The organism is Caulobacter sp. S45 (assembly GCF_903642205.1).
GTDB lineage: Bacteria > Pseudomonadota > Alphaproteobacteria > Caulobacterales > Caulobacteraceae > CAHJWH01.
The window spans coordinates 20630-45893 of the sequence record NZ_CAHJWH010000006.1; the positions used below are offsets into that span (position 1 = coordinate 20630).

Annotated in this window: 19 protein-coding genes and 1 pseudogene; 9 read left to right on the plus strand and 11 right to left on the minus strand. The window is 68.3% G+C overall.

Going from position 1 to position 25264, the window contains the following annotated elements; genetic code table 11:
* Window positions 1-19: 19 nt before the first annotated feature.
* The gene (locus HUV06_RS01445) at window positions 20-835 is read right to left on the minus strand and encodes an ABC transporter permease (protein WP_371810943.1); all 816 of its coding nucleotides are present in this window, start codon (window positions 833-835) and stop codon (window positions 20-22) included.
* A 246-nt stretch (window positions 836-1081) separates the two neighbouring features.
* On the opposite strand from HUV06_RS01445, the gene HUV06_RS01450 reads away from it, so the two are divergent.
* Entirely contained in the window at window positions 1082-1591 is a 510-nt protein-coding gene (locus tag HUV06_RS01450) for a GcrA family cell cycle regulator (RefSeq protein WP_174299491.1), read from the plus strand.
* A 41-nt stretch (window positions 1592-1632) separates the two neighbouring features.
* Here the strand turns inward: HUV06_RS01450 and ndk are convergent, their stop codons facing one another.
* Complete coding sequence (ndk, locus tag HUV06_RS01455) at window positions 1633-2052, minus strand: nucleoside-diphosphate kinase (protein ID WP_174299492.1); 420 nt, start codon at window positions 2050-2052, stop codon at window positions 1633-1635.
* A 225-nt stretch (window positions 2053-2277) separates the two neighbouring features.
* Here ndk and HUV06_RS01460 point away from each other — a divergent pair, with 225 nt between their 5' ends.
* Entirely contained in the window at window positions 2278-4167 is a 1890-nt protein-coding gene (locus HUV06_RS01460) for an ABC-F family ATP-binding cassette domain-containing protein (protein WP_174299493.1), read from the plus strand.
* Between the two features lie 144 nt (window positions 4168-4311).
* Here HUV06_RS01460 and smpB read toward each other — a convergent pair whose 3' ends face one another.
* Together smpB and dapA are read right to left on the minus strand one after the other, a co-directional pair.
* Window positions 4312-4785: an SsrA-binding protein SmpB gene (smpB, locus tag HUV06_RS01465; protein WP_174299494.1), complete on the minus strand. Its 474-nt coding sequence runs from the start codon at window positions 4783-4785 to the stop codon at window positions 4312-4314.
* Window positions 4782-5669, minus strand: coding sequence for a 4-hydroxy-tetrahydrodipicolinate synthase (gene dapA / locus HUV06_RS01470; RefSeq protein ID WP_174299495.1), 888 nt, complete (start codon window positions 5667-5669; stop codon window positions 4782-4784). The genes smpB and dapA overlap by 4 nt, the downstream gene beginning before the upstream one ends.
* 167 nt (window positions 5670-5836) lie before the next feature.
* Between dapA and HUV06_RS01475 the strand changes: the two genes are divergently transcribed.
* The 4 genes from HUV06_RS01475 (at window position 5837) to HUV06_RS01490 (ending at window position 17086) form a co-directional block, all read left to right on the plus strand.
* Window positions 5837-8038 carry a lytic transglycosylase domain-containing protein gene (locus HUV06_RS01475; protein ID WP_174299496.1) on the plus strand — a complete coding sequence of 734 codons (2202 nt, stop codon included), beginning with the start codon at window positions 5837-5839 and terminating at the stop codon, window positions 8036-8038.
* A 565-nt stretch (window positions 8039-8603) separates the two neighbouring features.
* Window positions 8604-11630 carry a hypothetical protein gene (locus tag HUV06_RS01480; protein ID WP_174299497.1) on the plus strand — a complete coding sequence of 1009 codons (3027 nt, stop codon included), beginning with the start codon at window positions 8604-8606 and terminating at the stop codon, window positions 11628-11630.
* Window positions 11627-14872, plus strand: a complete 3246-nt coding sequence (locus HUV06_RS01485; RefSeq protein WP_174299498.1) for a sialidase family protein — start codon at window positions 11627-11629, stop codon at window positions 14870-14872. Before HUV06_RS01480 ends, HUV06_RS01485 begins: the two co-directional genes overlap by 4 nt.
* Before the next feature lie 96 nt (window positions 14873-14968).
* Window positions 14969-17086: a TonB-dependent receptor gene (locus HUV06_RS01490; RefSeq protein WP_174299499.1), complete on the plus strand. Its 2118-nt coding sequence runs from the start codon at window positions 14969-14971 to the stop codon at window positions 17084-17086.
* A gap of 271 nt (window positions 17087-17357) precedes the next feature.
* On the opposite strand, the gene HUV06_RS01495 is transcribed toward HUV06_RS01490, so the two are convergent.
* The 3 genes from HUV06_RS01495 to HUV06_RS01505 form a co-directional block, all read right to left on the minus strand.
* Window positions 17358-18113 carry a VC0807 family protein gene (locus tag HUV06_RS01495; RefSeq protein WP_174299500.1) on the minus strand — a complete coding sequence of 252 codons (756 nt, stop codon included), beginning with the start codon at window positions 18111-18113 and terminating at the stop codon, window positions 17358-17360.
* A 119-nt stretch (window positions 18114-18232) separates the two neighbouring features.
* Window positions 18233-18838, minus strand: coding sequence for a response regulator transcription factor (locus tag HUV06_RS01500; RefSeq protein WP_174299501.1), 606 nt, complete (start codon window positions 18836-18838; stop codon window positions 18233-18235).
* Window positions 18835-19938 carry a sensor histidine kinase gene (locus HUV06_RS01505; RefSeq protein WP_254600819.1) on the minus strand — a complete coding sequence of 368 codons (1104 nt, stop codon included), beginning with the start codon at window positions 19936-19938 and terminating at the stop codon, window positions 18835-18837. The genes HUV06_RS01500 and HUV06_RS01505 overlap by 4 nt, the downstream gene beginning before the upstream one ends.
* Before the next feature lie 435 nt (window positions 19939-20373).
* Between HUV06_RS01505 and HUV06_RS15935 the strand changes: the two genes are divergently transcribed.
* Complete coding sequence (locus HUV06_RS15935) at window positions 20374-20574, plus strand: VOC family protein (protein ID WP_217433585.1); 201 nt, start codon at window positions 20374-20376, stop codon at window positions 20572-20574.
* Window positions 20575-20710: 136 nt separating this feature from the next.
* Here HUV06_RS15935 and HUV06_RS16410 read toward each other — a convergent pair whose 3' ends face one another.
* A complete protein-coding gene (locus HUV06_RS16410; RefSeq protein WP_256429985.1) occupies window positions 20711-20845 on the minus strand; it encodes a hypothetical protein in 135 nt (44 codons plus the stop codon).
* A gap of 592 nt (window positions 20846-21437) precedes the next feature.
* Between HUV06_RS16410 and HUV06_RS01515 the strand changes: the two genes are divergently transcribed.
* A complete protein-coding gene (locus HUV06_RS01515) occupies window positions 21438-21623 on the plus strand; it encodes a phage integrase N-terminal SAM-like domain-containing protein (protein ID WP_174299503.1) in 186 nt (61 codons plus the stop codon).
* On the opposite strand, the pseudogene HUV06_RS16165 reads toward HUV06_RS01515, so the two are convergent.
* The 3 genes and pseudogenes from HUV06_RS16165 to HUV06_RS01530 form a co-directional block, all read right to left on the minus strand.
* Window positions 21617-21807 (minus strand): annotated as a pseudogene (locus tag HUV06_RS16165) (transposase); the annotation flags it as partial. The gene HUV06_RS01515 and the pseudogene HUV06_RS16165 sit on opposite strands and share 7 nt — an antisense overlap.
* A 185-nt stretch (window positions 21808-21992) precedes the next feature.
* Entirely contained in the window at window positions 21993-22871 is an 879-nt protein-coding gene (locus tag HUV06_RS01525; RefSeq protein WP_174299505.1) for a 3-hydroxybutyryl-CoA dehydrogenase, read from the minus strand.
* Between the two features lie 114 nt (window positions 22872-22985).
* Window positions 22986-24785, minus strand: coding sequence for an ABC transporter ATP-binding protein (locus HUV06_RS01530; protein ID WP_174299506.1), 1800 nt, complete (start codon window positions 24783-24785; stop codon window positions 22986-22988).
* Window positions 24786-24916: 131 nt separating this feature from the next.
* Here HUV06_RS01530 and HUV06_RS01535 point away from each other — a divergent pair.
* Window positions 24917-25264 (plus strand): aspartyl protease family protein (locus tag HUV06_RS01535; RefSeq protein WP_254600820.1); only part of this gene is annotated, 348 nt, incomplete at its 3' end.

The window sequence follows — 25264 nt, forward strand, 5'->3', positions numbered from 1 at the left end:
TCCTGCGGCGGGCGCAGGCTCAGCTTTTCAGCCTCCAGCCGGTACGAAAGATCTGCAGCACGGCCACGGCGAGTACAATCGCCAGACCGAGGGTGTAGAAGACGCCCACCAGCACCGATCCGTCCGACCTGCCGATGAAGCCGTAGCGAAAACCATCGATCATGTAGAAGAACGGGTTGAACTTCGAAAGCGCGCCGAACGGCGCTGGCAGGTTGGTGACCCTGTAGAAGGTGCCCGACAGAAAGGTCATTGGTGTGACGATGAAATTGGTCACCGAAGCCAGATGATCGAACTTTTCCGCCCAGAGACCCGTGACGACGCCCACCAGCGCCAGCACGATTGACGACATCACACTGAAGTAGAGGATGGCCCAGGGATGGACGATCCCGAAGCGCGAGAATGGCCACACGGTGATCGTGGTGACCAGACCCACCAACAGACCCCGGGTCACGGCGCCCGCCGTAAAGCCGACCGACAGCTCCGCAGGCGACAGCGGCGGAGTGAGGAAATCCACGGCCGTGCCCATCAGCTTGGCTTGAACGAGCGAGGATGAGGAATTGGCGAAGGCGTTGTTCAGGATCGACATCATGATCAACCCCGGTCCTACGAACTGGGCGAAGGACACGCCGTCGACGGCCGGCCGGGCGCCGCGCATCGCAACGACGAACACCATCATATAAAGCAGGGTGATGACGACGGGCGAGAGCAGCGTCTGGAACGCCACCTTCCAGAAACGCAGCACTTCACGGCGATAAAGGGTGCTTAGCCCCTCCCAATTTACTCCGTGATAGTCACGCGGCTGCTGTGGCGTGATCGCGTGCGTAATTCGCGTGATCGGCGTCTGAGCGTTCATGCGGGCTATGTGCGCCGCAGCACGTCCTCCCGCAACCTGACACGCAGCTGTTCTGATGCCCAGGCCGAGTCGCGCGTGAATCAACATTTAGTTTCTGTGGAAAGGTGAAAATCAAGCTATTGTGGGCACGGAGTAGCCAGGTACGATATCTTGTGTTGGCGGGCGTCAAGCTCACCAACGGACGCAAGATGTGGGGTCGCGCCGCGACCCGGATCGCGGAGGTGGGACATGGGCTGGACCGAGGAGCGGGTCGAGGTTCTCAAGAAGCTCTGGCTGGACGGGTTCAGCGCCAGCCAGATCGCCAAACAGCTTGGCGATGGCCTGACCCGCAACGCGGTCATTGGCAAGGTGCACCGTCTTGGGCTGTCAGGACGCGCGGCGCCTTCACAGCCTCAACGTCCTGCCTTCAAAGCTAGCCGGCCTGCGCGGCCTGCTGCTGCCGTCCAGCCGGCGGCGGTCCGGCGGCCAGAGCCCACGATTACAATTCCACCGCCGCCGGCCGTATCCGCGTGCGAGGAAACCGGCTCCGCAACCGTGCTGACGCTCGGCTCGCACATGTGCAAGTGGCCGATCGGAGATCCGTCGAGCGATAGTTTCAGCTTCTGCGGCCGCGCTTCGAACGAAGGACCTTACTGCGTCCAGCACGCCCGGGTGGCGTATCAGGCCGCTCCGCGCAAGGTCTCGGGCAAGCGCAGCGAGTCATCGGAGCTGGTGCGCTCACTGCGGCGATACATGTGACTGGATGGCTCCTCCCCAGGAGGGGAGGAGCTAGGCTGCCTTCAGCCGACGATCTCGGCGTCGGGGAAGAACTGGGCTATCTCGGCCTTGGCGGTTTCCGGAGCGTCAGAACCGTGGACGGAGTTCTCACCGATCGACTTGGCGTAGAGCTTGCGGATGGTGCCATCGGCGGCCTGTGCTGGATTGGTGGCCCCCATGATCTCGCGGTACTTGGCTATGGCGCCGTCGCCTTCCAGCACCTGCACCACCACGGGGGCGGAGGTCATGGTCTCCACCAGCTCGCCGAAAAAGGGTCGCTCCTTGTGGACGCCGTAGAATTGTTCGGCGTCGGCGCGGCTCATCTTGATGCGCTTCTGGGCGACGATGCGCAGGCCAGCCTTCTCGATCACCGCGTTGATGGCGCCGGTCAGGTTGCGCTCAGTGGCGTCGGGCTTGAGGATCGAGAAGGTGCGTTCGGTCATGGCTGTGTAGTTTCTTTTGGGAAGGAGGAGGTCGCGGGCTTATAGCGATGCGATCCCAATACGCCAACCGCACTAGGCGTTGATCCTTCGACAAGCTCGGGATGAGGCGCTAGGAGGAGCGGCTCGGTCGGACCTCAAGCCCTGCCCGAGCCTCCCTGCCCAGCCCTCCCCCTCGCTGTCGCCTCATTCCTGAGCTGGTCGAAGGACGAGGCGCACCCCGGCCCCATGCTGCAGATCACCGACCTCTCCTTCAACGCCTGGGGCCGCCGCTTCTTCACCGACGCCAGCGTGCGGGTGCCGGATGGCGCCAAGGTGGGGCTGGTCGGCCGCAACGGCGTGGGCAAGTCCACGCTGTTCAAGCTGATCCTGGGCGAGCTGCCGCCGCTCACCGGCGAGATCGCCGGCCCTCGATCCGGGCGCATCGCCACCGTCGCCCAGGAGCACGCCGCCACCGCCGTTCGCCTGCTCGACACGGTGCTCGCCGCAGACGTTGAGCGCGCCACCCTGTTGGCCGAGCTCGACACCGCCGCGCCCGAGCGGCTCGGCGAGATCCACGGCCGCCTGATCGACATCGGCGCCGAGGCCGCGCCCTCCCGCGCAGCGGAAATCCTGAGCGGGCTCGGCTTCTCCCATGCCGACCTCGCCCGCCAGATGGCGGAGTTCTCCGGCGGCTGGCGCATGCGCGTGGCGCTGGCCAGCGCGCTGTTCGCCGAGCCCGACCTGCTGCTGCTCGACGAGCCTACCAACTATCTCGATCTGGAAGGCGCGCTGTGGCTGGAGCAGCGGCTGAAGCGTTACCCGCGCACAGCCGTGGTGATCAGCCACGACCGCGAGCTGCTGAACAACTCCGTCGACCACATCTTGCACATCCGCGAGGGCAAGCTCGACCTCTACGCCGGCGGCTATGACGACTTCGAGCGGATGCGGGCGGAGAAGCAGCGCCTTGCCGGCGCCCAGGCCGCCAAGCAGGACGCCGAGCGCGCCAAGCTTCAGGCCTTCGTCGACCGCTTCCGCGCCAAGGCCACCAAGGCGGCGCAGGCCCAGTCGCGCATGAAGCGGCTGGCCAAGATGCAGGCCATCACCGTCTCGGTGGAGAGCGAGGCGGCCGCTTTTACCCTGCCCTCCCCCGAACGCCCGCTGAGTCCGCCGCTGGTGCGGCTGGAGAAAGCCGCCGTCGGCTATGACGGCCGGGCGATCCTGCGGAACCTGACGCTGCGTCTCGACGTCGACGATCGCATCGGTCTGCTTGGCGTGAACGGCGCGGGCAAGTCGACTTTCGCCAAGCTGCTGGCCGAGGCCCTGACACCCATGGCCGGCGAGCTGGCGCACCAACCGAGGATGCGCGTCGGCTGGTTCAACCAGCACCAGATCGAGGCCATGGATCCGGCCGACACGCCGCTGGACATGATCCGGCGCGCGCTCCCTGAAGACACCGAGCCTCGCCGGCGCTCGAAGCTCGCCCAGTTCGGCATCACCTCGGAAAAGATGGAGACCACCGCGGAAAACCTCTCCGGCGGCGAGCGCGCACGACTGCTGCTGCACCTCGTAGCCATGCAGGCGCCGCACCTGCTGATCCTGGACGAACCCACCAACCACCTGGACATCGACAGCCGGCGCGCCCTGATGGAGGCGCTGAACGGCTACGAAGGCGCGGTGCTGCTGATCACCCACGACCGCTCCCTGATGGAGCTGGTGGCGGACCGGCTATGGCTGGCGGCGGACGGGACGATCACCCCGTTCGAAGGCGACATGGAGGCCTACGTCAAGCTGGTGCTTGACCGGGCGAAGACGGTGTCGCGAGAGCAGGCCGGCTCCGCCCCACCCGCCGACTCGGCGAAGGACGCCCGCAAGGCCTCGGCCAGCGCCCGCGCGCAGGTCGCGCCGCTGAAGCGGACCATGGAGGCGGCGGAGAAGCGGATGGACACGCTGACGGGCATGATCGCCAAGCTGGACGTGGCGCTATCGGATCCCGCGCTGTTCGCGCGCGATCCAGGGCGCGCGGTGGCGCTCGGCAAGGCCCGGGTGGAGACGGCCGACCAGCTCGCGGTGGCTGAGATGGCGTGGATGGAGGCGGCGGAGGCCTACGAAGCGGCGAAGGCGGAAGCGGCGGTTTAGGTCGCGGGACTGCCCTCGTCCTTCGACAAGCTCAGGATGAGGGCTACTGAGCGCCGCGTCCCTCGACCCCTGCCGCCGCGAAAATCTCCATTAGGAATCCTCCTGAGCTTGTCGAAGGGCCAGGATTTTGGTCCCGCTGCGGCCTCAGCCTCTCTCCCGCATCAGCCGCGCCTTGTCGCGCTGCCAGTCGCGGTCGGCCTCCGCCTCACGCTTGTCGTGGTTCTTCTTCCCCTTGGCGACCGCCAGCTCCAGCTTGGCCAACCCCTTGTCGTTCCAGTACAGCCGCATGGGGATCAGGGTCCGCCCCTCCCGGTTCACCGAACCCAGCAGGCGGTCGATCTGGCGCCTGTGCATCAGCAGTTTCCGCGGCCGGCGCGGCTCGTGGTTGAATCGCGAGGCGGCGGCGTATTCAGGGATGTAGGCGTTGACCAGGATCAGCTCGCGCCCCTCGACCGCGGCGTAGGACTCCGCCACGTTGGCGCGGCCCAGACGGAGCGACTTCACCTCGGAGCCTGTGAGCGACAGACCCGCCTCCAGCGTCTCCTCAATGAAGTAGTCGTAGCGCGCGCGGCGGTTTTCCGCGATCAGCTTTTGGGTGGAGGGCGGCGGCTTGGTCATGAGCCGACCCCCGCCTGCCGCATGGCGTCGCGGACCAGTGGGCGCGCCGCTTCAGCGCAGGGCGTGATCGGCAGACGTACATCCGGTGTGCAGAACCCGAGTTCAGACAGCGCGAACTTGGTCGGCGACGGCGAGGCGTCGGCAAACAGCGCCTTGTGCAGCTTCACCAGGCGGTCCTGCCACCGCAGGGCCGCGGCGAAGTCGCCCGCCATGGCCGCCTCCATGAAGGCGACGCACGCCTCAGGCGCCACGTTGGAAGTGACCGAGATGCAGCCGTGTCCGCCATGGGCCATGTAGCCGAGCGCGCTGGGATCGTCGCCGGAGAACATGACGAAGTCCTCCCCGCACATCAGCCGCATCAGGCTCGCGCGCGCCAGATCGCCGGTAGCGTCCTTCACCCCCACGATGTTGGGCAGCCTGGCCAGCCGGGCCAGGGTGTCGTTGGAGATGTCTCCGGCCGTGCGGCTCGGCACGTTGTAGACGATCAGAGGCAGCTGCACAGCCTCGTTCAGGGCGGCGTAGTGGGCGTAGAGGCCCTCCTGGCTCGGCCGGTTGTAGTAGGGCGTGACCACCAAGGCGGCGTCCGCGCCCACCGTCTTGGCATGACGCACCAGCTCGATCGCCTCGGCCGTCGCGTTGGAGCCGCAGCCGACGATCACGGGCGTGCGTCCGGCGGCGGTGGCCACGCACAGCTCCACCACGCGGCGGTGTTCGTCATGGGTCAGGGTCGACTTTTCCCCCGTGGTGCCGACCGGGGCGACGCCATGCACGCCGGCGGCGACCTGGCGCTCCACCAGGCGCACGAAGGCGTCCTCGTCCACCGCCCCGTCCCGGAACGGGGTGACCAGGGCGGTGACGACGCCCTTGAACAATGGCTGGGGCATAGGTGCCGGATTCCTGCACTTGCGACGTCAACCGGTCGCCAAGGCCGACGCTGGCGCACATGATTAATGGTGTGACAACACCACGCCCAGAATATCGGTCCTAAGCGCTTGCCCGCAACAGCGGTCTCGCGCAGGACTGGTCTAGCGGCTCAGTACCAGGAGAGCGCATGTCGGCGTCCCCCCGCGATCTCAACCCTGTGGCCACGACCCCGCTCGCCGCCAGCCCCCTGGCGGCGAGGCTCGGCCGAAAGGCTCTGCTCGGCACGCTGCTGACTGCGGCCTGCGGCGGCGCCTTCGGCCAGTCCATGGACGCGCCGGCCACCCAACCCGTCCAGCCCCCTGCCCCCATCGTTGCGGCGGTCCCTTATACGACCCTGTCCAGCTCGCTGCAGCCGTCAGACGCCGCCCTGCTGCGCCAGGCCCTGCTGGCGGCGCGACGGGGTGACGTGACCACCGCTCAGGGACTGCAGGCCCAGATGACCAACGCCACCGCCAAGCGGCTGGTGACCTGGGCCATGGTCGATTCGGACGGACCGGAACTCGACTACTTCACTCTAGTGAACGCCATGCACGATCTGGAGGGCTGGCCCCGCCCGGCGCGCCTGCGCGCGGCGCTGGAGAAGGCGCTGGAGACGGCCTCGATCCCGCCCGCTCAGGTCATCTCCATCTTCCAGGGTCGCGATCCCGAGACGGCGCAGGGCGCCATCGCACTTGTAGCAGCCTACCAAGCGCAGGGCCGCACGGCCGACGCCTCCGCCCTGGTGAAGCACTTCTGGCGCAACCGCGCCTTCGACGCCGAGCTTCAGGGCCGGATGCTGGCTCGCTTCGGCATCTACCTGACCCAGGACGACCATGCCGCCCGGTTGGAGATGTTGCTCTACAGCGGCGACAGCTCCGCCGCTCGCCAGCTGATGGAGATGGTCGCGCTGGATCAGCGTGCGCTGGCCCAGGCCCGGATCGCCTTTCACTCGGAGCGGTCGGACGCGCCCATGCTGCTGGGCTTGGTCCCCGCCAGTCTGCAGAACAACCCCGGGCTGGCCTTCGACCGGGCGCGCTACTACCGCAAGCACAACCTGGAATCCATCGCCGCCGGCCTGGTGCGGAACTTCCCCACTTCCACGCCTGAGCAGCCCGAAGCCACCAAGGCGATCTGGGCGGAACGCCGCGCCCTGATGTTTTCCGCCCTGCAGAGCCTGGACTACCGCGGCGCCTACACAGCGGCGAATGACAACGGCCTGCAGCCCGGCCAGGACGCCAACGAGGCGCAGTTCTTCGCCGGCTGGATCGCGCTCACCAAGCTGAACAACGCCGACTTGGCCGACAAGCATTTTGCCCGGCTGCAGTCCGGCGCCACCACGCCGATCACCATGAGCCGCGCCTACTACTGGCGAGGGCGCACCGCCTTCATCAAGGGCGACGCCATGGACGCCAACCTGTTCTGGGGCGAAGGGGCCAAGTACTACACCGCCTTCTACGGCCAGCTCTCCGCCGCCAAGATTGGCCAAGCCCGTTTCGAGCTCGGGAGCGACCCCGTCCCCACCGCCGCCGACCAGACCCGCTTCGAGAGCCGAAGCGTCGTCCAGGCAGCGCGGATGCTTGGGGACGCCGGCGACCACCAGTTGCTGACCAGCTTCGCCATGGCGGCGGAGGAGGACATCACCAGCCCGGCGGAGCTGGCCCTGCTGGTCGACCTGACCCGCATGTATGCCGACCAGTCGCTGTCCATGCGCGTGGTGCGCTCGGGGGCCATGCGGGGGCTGTATCTGCCCCAGCGCGGCTATCCGATCCGCACCGCGCCGCTGGGTTACGGCTTGGCGGAGCCCGCCTTCGTCTTCGCCATCACCCGCCAGGAATCGAGTTTTGATCCGTTGGCCCGCTCCTATGTCGGCGCGCGAGGCATGATGCAGCTAATGCCCGCTACCGCCGCCGCTGTCGCCCGTCGTCAGGGCGTCGAGTATTCAGCATCCCGTCTGGACGATCCCGATTACAACATGAGGCTGGGCGCCGCCTTCCTGGGCCAGCTCACCACGGATTTCGATGGATCCTACGTACTGGCGACAGCGGCCTACAACGCCGGGCCGGGCCGGCCGCCGCAGTGGATCGCCTCGTGCGGCGATCCTCGGGGCGGCCATTCCGACCCCGCAGATTTCATCGAGTGCATCCCGTTCTCGGAGACCCGCGACTACGTCATGCGGGTCATGGAGAACGTGCAGGTCTACCGCGCACGTCTGGCCGGCGGCACGGCGCCGCTCACCATCGCGACGGACTTGAAGCGCGGCGGCTGGGTTCCCTCCGTCACCGCGCCCGGCGCCTACGCCGCCCCAGCCCAGTACGGCCAAGCCGTCAGCAGGGCGACGGTGGCGCGGTAGGATCGCTTTCGCGCAACGCCGCGTGGTCTGGCCCGACGGCAAGACCGGCGGCATGTCGAAGCCGTTGAGCGCCGAAGCCGCACTGCTGCTGCGCGCGACGCCACTTTAGGCGGACGTCAAGTTTGATGCCGGCCTCCTTCGACGGCCGCAAGCCGCACCGCGCGCTCGCGCACCTGAGACGGAAACTCGTTCGTCGTCCTGCTTGTGATAGCTTCGTCCTCTCAGGAGTTGACGCCTCCGGCACCCGGGACGGGTCACCGCCGACCGCACCGGAGGTGAATTGCGCTTCGGCACGAGGCACAGCGCCAACGCCGCCGCGCTTAGAAGCCGCAGCCGGGTCTTCGCGTGATCCTGGACATGGTCAAATCCCAGTGTGCATTGAGGGCGGATCATGACGCCGGGGCTGACGGTGGGCGTTACCGACGGGACGGCGCAGCCTCCTGTTGCATGTCGACTCAACTATGAGGCCAACCTAAACCTGCGAAGGTCGGAGTTTGCGATGTCAGGACGGCCATCTCTCGTAAGGCTCGCCGCCCTCCTACTCGCCTCGGCGGGAGGAGCCGGCGTGGGCCGAGCCGCCGTCAATCCTTTGATGTTCCAGGATCTGCACTGGCGCTCCATCGGGCCGTTCCGAGGCGGGCGGGTGCTGGCGGTCGCGGGCGCGCCGGATGACGCCAAGCGCTTCTACTTCGGCGCGGTGAACGGCGGGGTCTGGCGCACCGACGACGCCGGCCGCACCTGGCGCCCCATCTTCGACGCCGAGCCGGTGGGCTCCATCGGCGCCCTGGCCGTCGCGCCCTCCGCGCCGCAGGTGATCTACGTCGGCACGGGCGAGGCCGACATGCGCTCCGACATCGCCCAGGGCTCAGGGATGTTCAAGTCCATTGACGGCGGCGCCACGTGGGCCTCCATCGGGCTGAAGGACACCCAGCAGATCGGCAAGATTCTGGTGGATTCCCACAATCCCGACGTGCTGCTGGTCGCGGCGCTCGGCCACCCCTACGGCCCCAACGCCGAGCGCGGCGTGTTCCGCTCCGCCGACGGCGGCCGCACCTGGACCCGGACCCTGTTCAAGGACGCCGACACCGGGGCCATCGACATGGCCTATCAGCCCGGCGACCCAGACGTGGTCTACGCCTCGCTCTGGCGGACGCGGCGGCCGCCCTGGAACGTCTATCCGCCATCGAGCGGCCCAGGCGGCGGCGTCTACAAGTCCGTCGACGGGGGGCGGAGCTGGACTTCGCTGGCCGGACGCGGTCTGCCGGACAAGCCTGGCCACATCGGCCTCGCCACCACGCCGGCGCGGCCGAACCGCGTCTTCGCCCTGGTCGACGCGGTGGAGGACGGCGGGCTCTACCGCTCCGACGATGCGGGGGCGAACTGGACCAAGCTCAGCGGCGACAAGCGCATCTGGCAGCGCGGCTGGTACTTCGGCGGGATCACCGCGGACCCGAAGAACGCCGATCGGGTCTGGGTCTGCGACACCATCATCCTGCGCTCCGACGACGGCGGCGCCCACTTCCTGCCCATCAAGGGCGACCCCACGGGCGACGACTTCCACAGCCTGTGGATCGATCCCGCGAACCCCGACCGCCGTATCCTGGGCGTCGATCAGGGGACGCTGGTGACGCTGAACGGCGGCGTCACCTGGAGCTCCTGGTTCAACCAGCCCACCGGCCAGTTCTACCACGTCGCCACCGACAACCGCTTCCCCTACCGCGTCTATGGCGCCCAGCAGGACTCCGGCGCCGCGGGCGTTCCGAGCCGCACCGACGGCCAGGACGACGGCGTCAACATGACCCACTTCCGCGAGATCACGGCCGGGGGCGAGAGCGACGAGATCGCCCCCGACCCGGACGATCCGGACACCGTCTACGGCGGGCGGGTGGACAAGCTCGACCTGCGCTCGGGCCAGAGCCGCAGCATCGACCCGACGCTGGCCTTCCCGGACAACTACCGCGGCACCTGGACCCTGCCGCTGGTGTTCGGCCGCCGCGACCACAGCCTCTACTTCGGCAACCAGCGCATCTTCCGCACCGCCGACGGCGGCCAGCACTGGACGCCCATCAGCCCCGACCTGACCCGCAAGACCCTCGCCGTCCCCGCCACCCTGGACGCACCCACCGCCGCCGACACCTCCGAAACCGGTCCCCGGCGGGGCGTGGTCTACGACATCGCCACATCGCCCCTGAAGGATGGCCTGATCTGGGCCGGCACAGACGACGGCCTGGTCTGGCGCGCCCGCGACGGCGGCGGCCATTGGGACGACGTTACCCCGGCCGCCCTTGCCCCCTGGTCCAAGGTCGGGACCGTGGAGCCGTCGCACTTCGATCCCCAGGTCGCCTACATCGCGGTGGACCGGCATCGGCTGGACGACCCGGCGCCCTACCTCTACTGCACCCGCGACGGCGGCCGGAGCTGGACGCCGATCACCGTCGGGCTCCCGAACGACGGCTCACCGAACTCGGTGAACGTCATCCGGGAGGACACTGCCCGGCGCGGGCTGCTCTATGCGGGGACGGAGCGGGGCGCCTTCGTTTCCTTCGACGATGGCGCAGACTGGCAGCCGCTGCAGCGGGACCTGCCGCGCACGTCGGTCCGCGACATCACCGTCCACGGTGACGACCTGGTGATCGCCACCCACGGGCGCGGCTTCTACATCATGGACGACATGACGCCCTTGCGCGCTCTGGCCGCCGGCGCTGGCGCGCCCGCCGGGATGCGCCTGTTCGCCCCCGCCCCCGCCGTCCGCCTGCACGAGCCGCCGTTCACCGGCACGCCCATGCCCAAGGACGAGCCCATGGCGCCGAACCCGCCTCCGGGCGCCTACATCGACTACACGCTGGACCAGCCGGCCTCCACGCCGGTCCAGATCACCATCCAAGACGCGCAAGGCGCGGTGGTGAACCGCTTCAGCAGCAGCGATCCGGCGCCCCCTCTCGACCTTTCCAAGATCGATGCCGCGCCTGAATGGCTGACCAGGGCGGCCCCGCCGTCCGCCGCCCCCGGCCAGCACCGCTTCGTCTGGGACCTGCACTACGCCGCGCCCCCGGCGCCAGCCGGGGACGACGCGGAGGCGGAAAGCGCCTCTGGCGTGTGGGCGCCTCCAGGCCTCTATACCGTGGAGCTGACGGTGGGCGGCCGCAGCCTGCGCCAGCCGCTGGAGGTCCGCCCCGATCCGAGATTGAAGCTCGATCCGGCGGCCTTCCAGGCCGAGTTCGCCCTCGCCCGCCGCATCGAGCAAGCGCAGGCGCAGGTCCAAGCCACCCTCGCCAAGGCGGCGGCCCTCAAGAAGAGCTTGACGGCGCAGGCCCAGACCGCCGACGCCGCTCGCAAAGCCGCCCTGGAGCAGGCGGTGGCGCGGGTGGATGCCGTGGCCGACCTGCCGGTGCAGGATCCAGCCAACTCGATGGGCCACCCTCCCGCGTCGCTTACGGGGCTCAGCGACATCTCTGCACGCCTCGTGAAGCTGGAGATCGCCGTGGACGGAGCGGACGGCGCGCCCACCCCCGACGACGTCAGCGGCTTCGACCAGGCCCAGGCGGCGTTTAAGCTCGCCCAGCAGCAGCTCCACGCGCTGGGCGCGCCATGAGCGCCTTCAAGCGCGCCGCACCGGCCGCCGTCATCGGCCTGCTGCTCGGCGCAGCCACCGTCCACGCAACGCCCGATGCTGCGCCCTACGGCGACCTGCACTGGCGCCAGCTCGGCCCCTTCCGCGGCGGCTGGGCCACCATGGTGGAGGGTGTGGCCGACCAGCCGGACACCTTCTATCTCGCCGCCGCGGGCGGTGGCCTTTGGCGCACCACGGACGCCGGGCGGACCTGGGGCGCGCTGTTCGAGCACGGTCCCGCAGCCTCGGTGGGCGCGGTGGCGGTCGCGCCCTCGGACCCGCGGGTGATCTACATCGGCACCGGCCAGCCGGAGCCCCGCTACGACGTGGCCGCAGGCCTCGGCGTCTATCGATCCGGCGACGGGGGCGCCACCTGGAGCGACCTCGGGCTGCACGACACCCGCTACATCGGCAAGATCTGGGTCGATCCGCACGATCCAAACACGCTGCTGGTCGGCGCCCAGGGCCACTTCTTCGGCCCCAGTCAGGACCGCGGCGTCTACCGCTCCACCGACGGGGGCCGGACCTGGGCGCACGTGCTGAAGCTCGACGACTGGACCGGCGTGGTGGACATCGCCGCCGATCCGGCTGACCCGCGGGTGCTGTTCGCCTCCGCCTGGGAAGCGCGCCAGTATCCCTGGCAGAGCTATTTCACGCCCGTGTCCGGTCCGGGCAGCGCGATCTACAAGTCGCTGGACGGGGGCGCGAGCTGGACCCGGCTGCAGGGCGGCGGCTGGCCCGGCGGGACGCTCGGGCGCATCGGCCTGGCCGTCACCCGCACGGCGGCGGGACCGCGGGTCTATGCGGCGGTGGACTCCCCCAAGTCCGGCGGCCTGTACCGCTCAGACGACGGCGGGGCGCGTTGGAGCCGCGTCAACGACGAGGCCGCCTTCACCAGCTGGTACGCCAGCCGCCTGGCCGTGGCGCCGGACGATCCGGACACCGTCTACACCGTGGGCCAGTCGATCCGCCGCTGCGACCAGGGCGGCGCGCGCTGCGAGATCATCAAGGGCGCGCCAGGCGGCGACGACTACCACCACATCTGGATCAACCCGCGCCACCCGGACCACCTCATCACCGGCAGCGACCAGGGTGCTGTGGTCAGCGTGAACGGCGGCCGGAGCTGGAGCAGTTGGTACAACCAGCCGACGGGCCAGTTCTACCACCTGGCGGCCGACGACCGCTTTCCCTATTGGATCTATTCCGGACAGCAGGACAGCGGCACCGTGGGTATCGCCAGCCGGAGCGACTACGGCGCCTTGAGCTTCAGGGACTGGCATCCGGTCGGCGGCGACGAGCGGGACTACGACATCCCCGACCCCGCCGACCCGCTGATCGTCTACGGCTCAGGCCTGGGCGGGCGGGTCAGCAAGTGGGACGGCCGCACGGGACAGGTGCAGAACATCTCCCCCTGGCCGGTCTCGAGCTACGGCAAGCGGCCGACGCTCAGCCGCTACCACTACCTGTGGGTCACGCCCCTGGTCGCCTCGCGGACGGGAACGCCTTCGATCTATCTCGGCGCGCAGGTGCTGTTCCGCTCCACCGACCAGGGGCGGAGCTGGGCCACGATCAGCCTCGATCTCACCGGCAAGATGGCGGGCGCCGCCGGCTGCGACGGCGACGTGTCGCTCCAGGCCGCCAAGTCCTGCGGCTACGGCGCCATCTCGGCAGTCGAGCCCTCCCCTCGGCACGAAGGCGAAATCTGGGTCGGGGCCGATGACGGCCTGATCCAGCTGACGCGCGACGGTGGCGCGACGTGGCGCGACGTCACCCCGCCCTTGATGCCACTCTGGGCCAAGGTCGCCACGCTCGACGTCTCCGCTCTCCAGGACGGCGTCGCCTACGCGGTGGTGGACGACCAGCGGCTGGATGACTTCCAACCCCACGTGCTGCGCACCCGCGATTACGGCCACACTTGGACGCCGATCACCACCGGCCTGCCGGCGGACCACGTCGCCAGCGTGGTGCGCGCCGACCCGATACGCCCCGGCCTGCTCTACGGCGGGACGGATGCGGGCGTGTACGTCTCGTTCGACGACGGCGACCACTGGGGCCCGCTGCAGCAGAACCTGCCGACCGCCTGGGTGCGAGACCTGCTGGTCCACGACGGCGACCTGATCGCCGCCACCCAGGGCCGAGCCCTCTGGACGCTGGACGACCTCAGCGTCCTGCGCCAGCTCACGCCCGCGATCGAGGCGGCGCCTGCGCACCTGTTCAGCCCCGCGCCGGCGCTACGCGTGCGCGCCGACGAGAACAAGGACACCCCGCCGCCCCCGGAGACCCCGCTCGGTGAGAACCCGCCGGCAGGCGCGGTGATCGACTACTGGCTGGGCTCCGCGCCCAAGATGCCAGTGGTGCTCGAGGTCCGCGACGCCGAAGGCCACAGGGTCGCCCGCTTCGCCAGCGACGACCGGCCCAAACCGCCGGCCGCAGAGCGTTACTTCGCCATGGGCTGGACCCGACCGCCCGAGCCGCTCCCGGCCACTCCCGGCCTGCACCGCTTCGTCTGGAACCTGCGCTATCCAAGGCCTGAGGCGATCAAACAGGAGTATTCCATCGCTGCGGTCTGGGGCCGCGACACGCCCGTGGCGCCGCTCGGCCCCTACGTGACGCCCGGCCCGTACCAGGTCGTGCTGCGCGCCGACGGCCAGACTTTCTCCGCCACGCTCACCGTACGGGCGGACCCGCGGGTGAGCGTCTCCGCCGCCGACCTGCAGGCGTCGCTGGCGCTGTCTCAGCGCATCGGCGCCGGTCTGGCGCGGGCGCGCAAGGGCTATGGCGAGACCAGGGCGGTGAAGGCGCGGCTGGATGTGTTGTTCCCGGCTGCGGCTGTGGCTGCGGCTACGTCCGAGCCGACCTCCGGGCGCACCGCCCGCGACGACCGCGCCGCCCTGCTGCCGGACCAGGTCCGCGCCATCGCCAGCGGCCTGCGCCAGCCGCCCGCACCAAATGAACCGGCCTTCGACGACATAGACGGCCGGCTCGCCAGCGTGGAGTCCGACTTGGAAGCCGCCGACGCTGCGCCCACCTCCGGCCAGACCCAGGTGGTGGACGACGCCCTGGGCCAGCTCGACGCCGCCTGGAGCCGCTGGAGCGCCTTCAAGTCCGGTCCGCTGGCCGCGCTGAACGTCTCTCTCGTCCGCCAGGGCCGAACGCCCGTGAGCGTGCCGCCCGCAGATAAGCTCAACGTCGAGGCGCCTGATCCGGGGCAGGACCTGCCGTAGCAACTTCAACGTGCCGCCGAGGGAAGCGCGACGGCAGGCGGGCGACGGCCTCGCCCATCTGGATCGACGAAATAAGGCTGAGAGGGGAAGACCTGAATGACTGTTCGCAAGGTCCACGTGTCGAGTGGATTTCTGGTGTCTTGCCTGCTGGCCCACGGCGTCGCCATGGCCCAGTCATCCGACGGGTCGGGCGAGGCGTCCCAGGCTCCGGCGACGCGGCTCTCCACCGTGGTGGTCACCGCTACCCGCACCCCCGAACCTGTCGATCAGATCCCCGCTGACATTTCCGTCGTCGATGGATCGGAGCTGAGGTTCCGCGACGCCCGGACCCTGGCCTCCGCGCTCAGCCTCGTTCCGGGCGTGGAGGCGCCCGCAGGCGGCGACTCCGGCCCCTCCAGCGCGGTGCCGTCGTTCTGGGGCCTGCACGAGTTCGACGCCTTCCTGCTGGTGGTCGACGGCGTGCCCTGGGGCGGCGCCTTCAACCCGATGATCACCACGCTCGACATGAACGATGTCCAGCGCGTCGAGGTGCTGAAGGGCTCGGCGCCGGTGATGTTCGGCGCCACCTCCTTCGTCGGCGTGGTACAGCAGATTCACTATCCCGCCGGCGAGGCGGCCGACGAGATCGACCTCGACTACGGCGAATACGACTCGGCGCGGGGGTCGGCGTCGCTGGTCCTGCCCCAGATCGGCGATCTCAAGCAGTCCCTGGCGATCGACGGCCAGAGCCTGGGTTTCGCCGACAAGCGGGAGGCCGTCGCCAACGGCAAGGCGTTCTACCGCGGCGCGCTTGACCTTGGCGGCGGCAAGCTGACCCTCGACGCCGACCTCACCTTCGTGCGCGACACGCCCCCGAGCCCGGTCATCCGCTCCGGCGCGGGCCTGACCGGCCTGACGCCGATCAACGCCAACTTCAACCCCGCCGACGCGCGCATCAACCAGAACGAGTACCACGGTCAGGTCGGCTACGAGCGGCCCACGGCGCTCGGCGACTGGAGCACGCTCGTGTCGATCGCTCATTCCGACATCAAGGACGTCCGCGCCTTCCTGCACCCCGAACTTAGCGGCGCCGCGGACAGCCAGGACCAGGACCGCCATATCGACGACGACTACGTGGACACCCACCTAACCAATACCTTCGGTCCGAGCGTCCTGACTGTGGGCGCCGACCTGCTCTACGGCCATGGCCAGCAGACGACGCGCAACGGCAACAGCGGCTACACCGTGCCCCTAGACGGCTCGGTCCTGCCGCCCGTCACCTCGCAGATCGCCGTCAACGAGATCGGCAACCTCAACGATGACCGGGTGTTCGCCGGGCAGTACGCCCAGCTCGACTGGAAGCCGGGCGTCCGGTGGGACGTCACCGCGGGCCTGCGTCTCAACGAGACCTACGAGCACAAGATCTCCAGCGACTTCAACACCCCGCCGCCTGAACTCGACAGCCAGACCGCGAGCCGCACGGTCGTGCGGCCGACCGAAACCGTCGGCGCCAGCTATCGCGCCTGGCGCGACGGCCCGGACGAGCTGGTCGCCTATGCCGACTTCCGTAACGCCTTCAAGCCGTCGGCGCTCGACTTCGGGCCGGACTACACCCCGACCATCCTGATGCCGGAAACCGCGAAGAGCTACGAGGCCGGGCTGAAGGGCGCGGTGGATGCCGGCCGGCTGACCTACCAAGCCGAACTATTCCAGCTCGATTTCAGCAACCTGGTGGTGGCGACGCCCTCCGGCGACCTGGCCAACGCCGCCGGCGAGCGCCTGCGCGGCGTGGAGCTTGAGACGCGCTGGGAGGTGGTCCGGGACCTCTCGCTGGCGGGCAACTTCGCCTACCACGACGCCAAGTTCACCCAGTACCTGTTCGCCGATCCGGACTCGGGCCTGTCGGTCGATGTCGGCGGTAACCAGCTTCCCCTCTCGCCGCACATCCTCGCCTCCGGCGGGCTGCTCTACACGCCCCCCCGGGGGCTGAACGGCGCGGTGGTGGTCAACTACATCGGCCGGCGCTACCTCGACGAGGAGAACACAGCCCCCGTCGGCGGCTATGCGACCGTGGCGGCGACGCTGGGCTATCGCTTCGGCCGCTACGGCATCGCCCTGGAAGGCGAGAACCTGACCAACCGGCGTCCGCCGGTGACATCGAGCGAATTCGGCAGCGAGTCGTTCTACCTGTTAAACGCGCGAACGGCTTGGGTCCGCGTCATCTGCAAGCTCTAACCGGGGGTTAAACCGGTGCGAAAGATCATAGGACTCCCCCCCGTGCGGCGCGGTGCCCGTCATTCCGTTGCGGTCGTCCGCGTTGACGCTGGTCGGATCGCACAGCGCGAGCGGCATGTGTTCGAGCGGTCCCGCCATGTTGGTCGGTCGCCAGAAATCGATCCACACCAACCCCGCGACGTCGTCGCGCTCGTAGCGCGTGCCATCGTCGAGCGGCCTTCTTCCGTTCTGAGCCGAATTCGGAGATCGGGATGAACGTTGTTCCTGCGATCTACAGTCGAAGGCTTGGGTGCGAAGTCGTGGCTGCAAGCGCTTCGCGTCGGGCCTGCCCCAGCCGCCGCTGGCGTCGGCTGTACCAGAAGGTCCAGAGCCCGAGCGCGCCCATGGTGGCGTTGCCCATGATCGGCCCAACGACCAGGTACTCGCGAACGCTGATCGTATAGACCAAGGTGCAGGAGAGCGCCGCCTCGCCCACCAGGCCGAAGCCCCACACCAGGGTCATCAGCGTCATGGATCGGCGGAAGAACGCGTTGTCGCGGAGCCCCTCGAAAGCGGCCAGTTCCGATGACCTGCTCCGCATCATGCGAGCGCGGGCGAGCTGATAGACCAGCGGTCGTCCGATGGCCGCCGAGCCGAGGAAGACCATGCCGATCAGCACCGTGACGAGCTTCTCGCGCAGTTGCAGCAGATGCACCGAACCGCCGCCGAAGACGGCCAGCACCGACAGCACGATGCCGCCGAGAACCAGCATTGACAGGGCGTCGACCCTGCGGCGACGGGCGAACTCCACAAGGCTCCAGACGACCGGCGGTCCCGAGGAGGCGATCAGCGCATTGACGTCGCCCAGTGTGGGCTTGGCCTGGTCATAGATGACATAGGGCAGGACGAAGTTGACCAGGACTTCGGTCCCAAGCTTGACCCCGTTCTTGCGCATATAGCCAAGGACCTGATCCAGCGGTTTGCCGAGGGCGGCAGCCTCGCTCTGTTCGTTCAGGCGCGCGCCCTGCTCCACCACCAAGTCCGTCATGATCGTCTCCTTCTCTCGATGACAGGAGCTTGAGCGCGATCAGAGCTGGCCGTCAGTGTCCGCCGTCATCTCCAAAAGGTGACGAAAGTCACCGGCCTCGTTGGGCTCGTGTGGAGCGATCAGAGCCAGCCGTTGGAGCGGGCAATGCGGCCTGCCTCGATCCTGTTGGCCGCCCCCAGCTTCTGGGCGGCTTCGGAGAGGTAGTTGCGGACGGTGCCCACCGACAGGCCGAGCGCTAAGGCGATTGCGCGGTTGGAGCGGCCCTCCTCCGCCAGCCTCAGGATCGCCCGCTCGCGCTCGCTCAGCGGGTCGGCCGGGGTGTCCCAGACAGCTTCCGCCAGGTGGGGCGAGATGGCCTTGCCGCCGGCGACGACCGTGCGCACGGCAGCGGCCAGCTCGGCGCTGGGCGCATCCTTCAGTAGATATCCGCGCACGCCTGCGTCCAGCGCGCGGCGAAGATAGCCCGCCCGTCCGAAAGTGGTGACGATCAGGACTCGTGTGGGTGAGCGCTGCGCCTGCAGCCGCGCTGCGACCTCAATGCCGCTCAGCTCAGGCATCTCGACGTCCGAGACCAGGATGTCGGGCTGCAGGGCCAGGACGAGCTCCAGCGCCCGCTGGCCATCTGGCGCGCGGCCGACCACGTCCAGATCGTCCTCCAGGTCCAGCAGCGCGGCAAGCGCACCGAGCACCAGGGCTTGGTCTTCGGCAATGACGACGCGGATCATGCCCGCCGGCCTGCGCCTGCCGGCAGGCTCGCGGTCAGCTGGAGGCCCTCGCGGCCGCTCTCCACCCTGAGACTGCCGCCTGCGGCCTCCAGGCGGATCCTCATGCCAGACAGCCCGAATCCCTCCGCCACCGCGCCGCCGCGTCCATCATCGGTGACACTCAGCTTCATCTCTCCGTCCGGCGTGGACTCCACGCCGATCGTGCAGACCCTGGCATGGGCATGGCGGATCACATTGGTCACGGCCTCCCGCAAGGCCATGGTGATGACGGCCTCCCGCTGCGGATCGCCGTCCACGACCTGGTTGCGCACCTGCACCTGCACCTGCACGCCCGCGGCAGACAGGGCGCGCTGCGCCCGCTCGACCTCGGCGGCGAGGCTCGCGCCCTTCATGCCGACCACGGCGGTACGCACCTCGACCAAGGCGTCTCGGGCGATGGCGGCGAGCTCCTGCATCTCGCGTCGCGCCGCGTCCAGGTCACGGTCGCAAAGCCGCTGGGCGAGGTCGGCCTTGACGGCGACCAAGGTCAGGGTATGGCCGAGCAGATCGTGTAAATCCCGGGCGATCCGTTCCCGCTCGGCCGCAGTGGCCAGGGCGCGCACCTCGCCCTGCGCCTGCTCGAGCTGGCGGTTCTTCTCCTCCAGCTCGCTCTGCCAGAGCACGCCGAAGCCGATCAGAGCACCGAAGAAGATGCCCGATACCCAGGCCGGCCAGGGCTGATGGGTCGCCAGCCCGAACGCCGCGAGCGCCAGTTGCAGGCCGACCAGCATCACGGTCGCGCGACGCCTGGGCCTCATCCTGGCGGCGAACGAGGCGCCGTAGACGTTGAAAACGCTCCAGGCGCCGCCGAAGGGACTGAGCGCAAAGCCAACGCCTGCTGACGCCAGGGCGTGAAGCATCGGCGAGCGTCGCGTCCGTAGCCCGTCGGCGTAGATGGCTAGAAATATCGTCGTGCCGACGAGCCCGGCGGCTAGCTCTGGTGGGCGGGGCGGCCGGAACAGCCATGGCGTGAAATAGAGGGCGAGGTAAGCCAGCCAGACCAGCCGACCGGCCAGCTTGGGCGGCGACGGACGTCGCTCCGGGGGAGCGACCTTCCTCAAGTTCGCAGGGTCTCTCCCCACCAGCTTCAATACGCGTGCCGCACACCGGCCTCCTCCGCTGCTGCGCAAGGATGGCTGTTCCAGCTGATCCGACAAGTGACAGACGTCACCTGCCGCTGCTCATGGGCCGCCACACTCTGCTCAGGATGGGCAGCGCGCTCCAGGTGCACTTGTCCCTCTGCTGCGGCGGCCCCAGCCGGCTTCGTCATTCTTGCGATCATTGGCGCGTGATGGAAACATTTCGGCGTTGTCGCGTAAGCGCGTCAGAAGCAGCTTCGGTACGGCCTGTCAGCGCCAGGGAATACGACATGGCCGCCACGTTCCAACACTTCGCCATCAACGCAGACGACGTGCAGCACGCGAAACGCTTCTACGAGGGCGTGTTCGGCTGGCGCTTCAATCCCTGGGGGCCGCCAAACTTCTACCAGATGAAAAATGCCGGGTCCGGACTGCTCGGTGCTGCAGGAGCGGCGGGAACTTGTCCCAGGCGTGCGGATGGCAGGGTACGAGGCTAGCATTGGCGTGGACGACCTGAAGGCGACCATCGCGGCCGCGGAAGCCGGCGGCGGAAAGATCGTCATGCAGCCCTATCAGATCGAAGGCGTGGGGGAGCTCATCTATTTTGAGGACCCGTAAGGTTATCTAGTCGGGGCCATGCAGTACGGGCCGGGCGTCTTCGATTGACGTAAATCGGTGACGGCGTCGACATCCGTTCCCTAGCCATCACCTTGAAAGGCGGCGCCGTCATAGCTCGACACCGCCAGCCTCGGCGTCAGCCGGTCTTCGCCTGTTCAGGGGTCATGCATGTGGCGACCCGCGCCATGGTCTGGCTGGCGCCTGCGACGAAGGCGATCTGGCTTCCGGCCGGCGTGGAGCACAGCATTGAAATGCAAGGCGAGGTCGCCATGCGCACGATCTACGTCGCTCCACCAAGAAGCGCCCTCGTCTCCGAGGAGCCCGCCGTGCTGGAGGTTGCGCCGCTGCTCAGGGAGTTGATCGTCCACATCGTACGGATCAGCATGCTGGCGCCCGCGCTCCCGGAACAGGATCGGCTTGCAGGTGTGTTGGTGGATCTGATCCGAACGGCCCGCTCTGAGGACCTCTTCCTGCCGCTTCCAGCCGACGCTCGGGCCGCTCGCCTGGCGCAGCGTCTGCAGGCGCGACCGGCGCAGAAACCCCCTCAGTCTCGGAGTGACGCTCGCGCTCGAACCGCCGGACGATCGCGATCGACAGCCCCGGCGGGGTTGCCGGCGATCAGGCATCTCCTGCCGGGAGCCCATCCTCTCGGCCCCAGGATTTGCGTTGGGAAGCAGACGTGGTGCACCCATGTACTAAACCGTTAGTATTGCGCCAGTTTAGATGGGGAGCGGGAGCCTCCTCTCTGAAGAAGAACGTGGATGGGCCACGTCCTCTCCAAAACAGGAGACGAGCGATAACGGAAGAGGTTATGCACCCGCTACGCCGCAGAATGCTTGAAGATATAACCGTGCGCAACCTCAGTGAGGGGGAAGCAGCAGGTCTACATCCGATCGGTCCGCACCTGCTGCCGGTACTGCAACAAGACGCCCTCGGAGTTGACGGTCGAGGATGTGCGGACCTTTCGCCTGCACCTGGTGGAAAGCGGTCTGGCGCCGGGCAGCGTCAACGGCGCCATGGTGGGCCTTCGGTTCTTCTTAGCCCACTGACATCCCATAGAGGGACGTAGAAGATCGCGTTCAAGACCTCTCGAACATTCACCTTCCGCGGGCGACCACTCAGCCTCGCCGGGGGGATCAGCGCCTCCACCAGCGCCCATGCCACATCGGTCAGGTCGCTGGGATATCGGAAGCCTCGACGATCCGCTGCACGACGGTGCTCAGGCTTCCAAATGGGCGCTCTTCGGCTCAGGCGGCCAAGCAATCGCAACCGATTCTGACCATCCAACTTCTTCCGGATCGGCTCATAGGCGGTTGATAAAGGCCGCCCGACCTCCCGAGGGTTGAACGCCGTCACGTTGGCTGTATCGACTTTGTCCGGATGGCCTGTGGGAAGACGCGCTTGCCAGTTCGACGCCCTCAACGCGTGGGGACCGGGGTCTCCCCTCTGTAGTCATAGAAGCCTCGCCCAGTCTTCTTGCCGAGCCAGCCGGCCTCGACATATTTCACCAGCAGGGGACAGGGCCGGTACTTGCTGTCGGCTAGGCCGTCGTACAGCACGTTCATGATGGCAAGCACCGTGTCCAATCCGATGAAGTCGCCCAGCTCAAGCGGGCCCATGGGATGGTTGGCGCCCAGGCGCATGGCTGTATCGATGGCGTCCACGGTGCCCACGCCCTCGTAGAGGGTGTAGACCGCTTCGTTGATCATCGGGGCCAGGACGCGGTTGACGATGAAGGCCGGAAAGTCCTCGGCGTTGGCGGTGGTCTTGCCGAGGCTGCGGGCGAAGGCGACAGCGGCTTCGTAGGTCGGCGCATCGGTGGCGATACCGCGGATGATCTCCACCAGCTTCATCAGCGGGGCGGGATACATGAAGTGCAGCCCGATGAACCGCTCGGGCCGGTCGGTGACCGAGGCCAGCCGGGTGATCGAGATAGAGGATGTGTTCGAGGCCAGGATGGTCTGGGGCGCGAGGTGCGGAGTGAGGCTGCGGAAGGCCGCCTTCTTCACCTCCTCGTTCTCTGTGGTGGCCTCGATCAGAAGGTCGACAGCGCCGACCTCCTCAAGGGTGGCGTTGCTTTGGATGCGCGAGAGGGTGGAGGCGACGGCGCCGGGATCAACCGCACCCTTCGCCGCCTGACGGTCCAGCTTGGCGTGCACGAGCTCCAGGGCGGTCTGGCTGCGGGCGGCGTCCAGGTCGTGCAGCCGGACATCGTAGCCCGCCAAAGCGCAGACGTGGCTGATGCCTGTGCCCATCTGGCCCGCGCCAACCACGCCGACCGTCTTGATCTCGCTCATCGATTCGCCTTGCGCGCGGCAGGAAGCCGAGTTCGGCCGGCGCTGAGAATATCGGTCACCGTCAATGGATAAGATGTTGCTGCGATGCACACAAGCACCGTAGGGGCGCCACGTTTACGCTTGGGTCAATTGATGCAGCCGGGCGTAGGCGCCGCCTTGCGCCACAAGCTCTCCATGACCGCCCTCCTCCACGATCCGGCCATCCTCGAACACCAGGATGCGGTCGGCCTCGCGGATGGTGGAGAGCCGGTGGGCGATGACGATGGTTGTGCGTCCGGCCATCAGCGCCTCGCTCGCCGCCTGCACCTGGCGTTCCGTCTCTACGTCAAGCGAGGAGGTCGCCTCGTCCAGCACCAGGATGGGCGCGTCGGCCAGGAAGGCGCGGGCGATCGCCACCCGCTGGCGCTCGCCGCCGGAAAGCTTCACCCCGCGCTCGCCGACCAGCGTGTCGTAACCTCTGGGCAGACGGGCGATGAAGTCGTGGGCACGGGCGCGCCTCGCGGCCGCCACGATCTCGTCCTGGGTGGCGTCGGGACGTCCATAGGAGATGTTCTCAGACAGGCTGCGATGGAACAGGGCCGGATCCTGGGGAACGAGCGCGACGGCGCGGCGGACCGAGCCCTGGGTGACCGCGGCGATGTCGGTCCCGTCGATCAGGATGCGGCCGCCGTCCAGGTCGTAGAGGCGCTGGATCAGCTTGACGAAGGTCGACTTGCCGGACCCGGTCGGACCCACCAAGGCGACTCGTTCGCCCGGTGCGATGTCGAGTGAGAAGCGGTCGAAGATGGAGCGGGTCTGGCCCTTGTAGCGGAAGGTCACGCGGTCGAAGACGATCCCGCCGCGCGCGCCGCGCACCGGCGCCCTGTACTCGGGCGCGCCGGCGACGTCGGCCACTTGCGGCTCGGTCTGCATGTAGGCGGCGACGTCGAGCACGTCGTCCAGACCTTTCTGCAGGTTGCGCAGCGTCTCGGAAAAGTTGCGCAGATAGCCGCTCATCAGCGTGAAGGAGGTCAGGGCGAAGGCCACGTCCCCGGCGCTGGCCCGGTGATGCGCCCAGGCCCAGACGATCATGCCGGTGAGCCCGCCCTGCAGCACCCACATCAGCAGGTTCTGGCCGAGCCCCGCCCAGTTGAAGGCGTTCCAGGTGCGGATGGTGGCCGCCCGCCACTCCGCGGTCACCCGCGAGAAGTGGGCGGTCTCCCGCGCCTCCGCCCCGAAGGCCTTGACCACCGGATTGCCGCCGATGGCATCGGCGAGATGTGCCCCGATGCGGGTGTCGAGCGCGTTGGAGACGAGGTTCACGGGGCGGATGACGCGAGAGGTGACCCCCAGGTTGTAGCCGATGAAGACCACGAACAGCACGCCGCAGAACAGCCCCGCCAGTGGCCAGCGAAGCGCCATGCTCACCGCCAGGCCGAACAGCACCACGAAGCCTGGACCCAGCACAAAGAAGATGCTGTCGGTGACCACGTCATAGCCCCACATGGCCCGGCTCACCCGCCGTACCGTGGCGCCGGAGAAGGTGTCGGCATGCCAGTCGGAGGAAAATGCCTGCACCCGGGCGAAGGCCGTGTTGGTGAGCGCCTCCATGGCGCGGGCCGAAAAGCTGTTGGTCAGGCCGAAGGCCTGGTTGCGCAGGATGTAATAGCTGAAATAGAGCCCCGACAGCAGGATCCACTGCCGCCAGGCGTCGGCCGCCACATGACTTGGGCGGGAGGCCGCCTCCACCAGGGCGCCCGCCGCCCAGGGGATGGCGAGGTCGCACAGGGTGCCGGCGAGCATGAGCGCGGTTATGGCGGCGAAGCGGCCGGGTCGGCGCATCCACTGGTCGAAGACGAAGCCGAGCACCTTGCCGGTTGGCAGGGGACGCGCGGTCCGCCCGTGCACTCCGGTCTCGTCGTCCACCTCGTCCATCCGCCGCCAGATAGGCCGGCAGGAGAGCTCTCGCGAGGCGTAGAGGTTTTTTCGCGGCGATTCACCGGTTGCAAAGCGCGATAGACTATCGACGACAAGGGCCGAGAAGCGGCTCGCAGGCAGAGTACCCGATGTTCAGGCACGCGCTCGTCCTGGTCGTCGCCGTGGCCGTCGCCCTCGGCATGGCCCAGCAGCTGCTGAAGATGGCTGATGCGTCGGCGACAGCGCGCGTGGTCTCCGAGCCTGCACCCGACGCGTCTCAGCCGGTTGCAGCTGCGGCCCCCGCCTCAGCTGCCGCGCCGGCGATCACGGGGAAGGCGGCGCCCGACATCAGCAGCGCGGATGCGAGCCGCGCCCCCAACGACGCCCAGGTCACGAAGGCGCCCGATGGGCACTACTGGGCCGACGCGCAGGTGAACGGTCGCCCAATCCGGTTCCTGATCGACACCGGCGCCAGTTTCGTCGCCCTCACTCGCAGC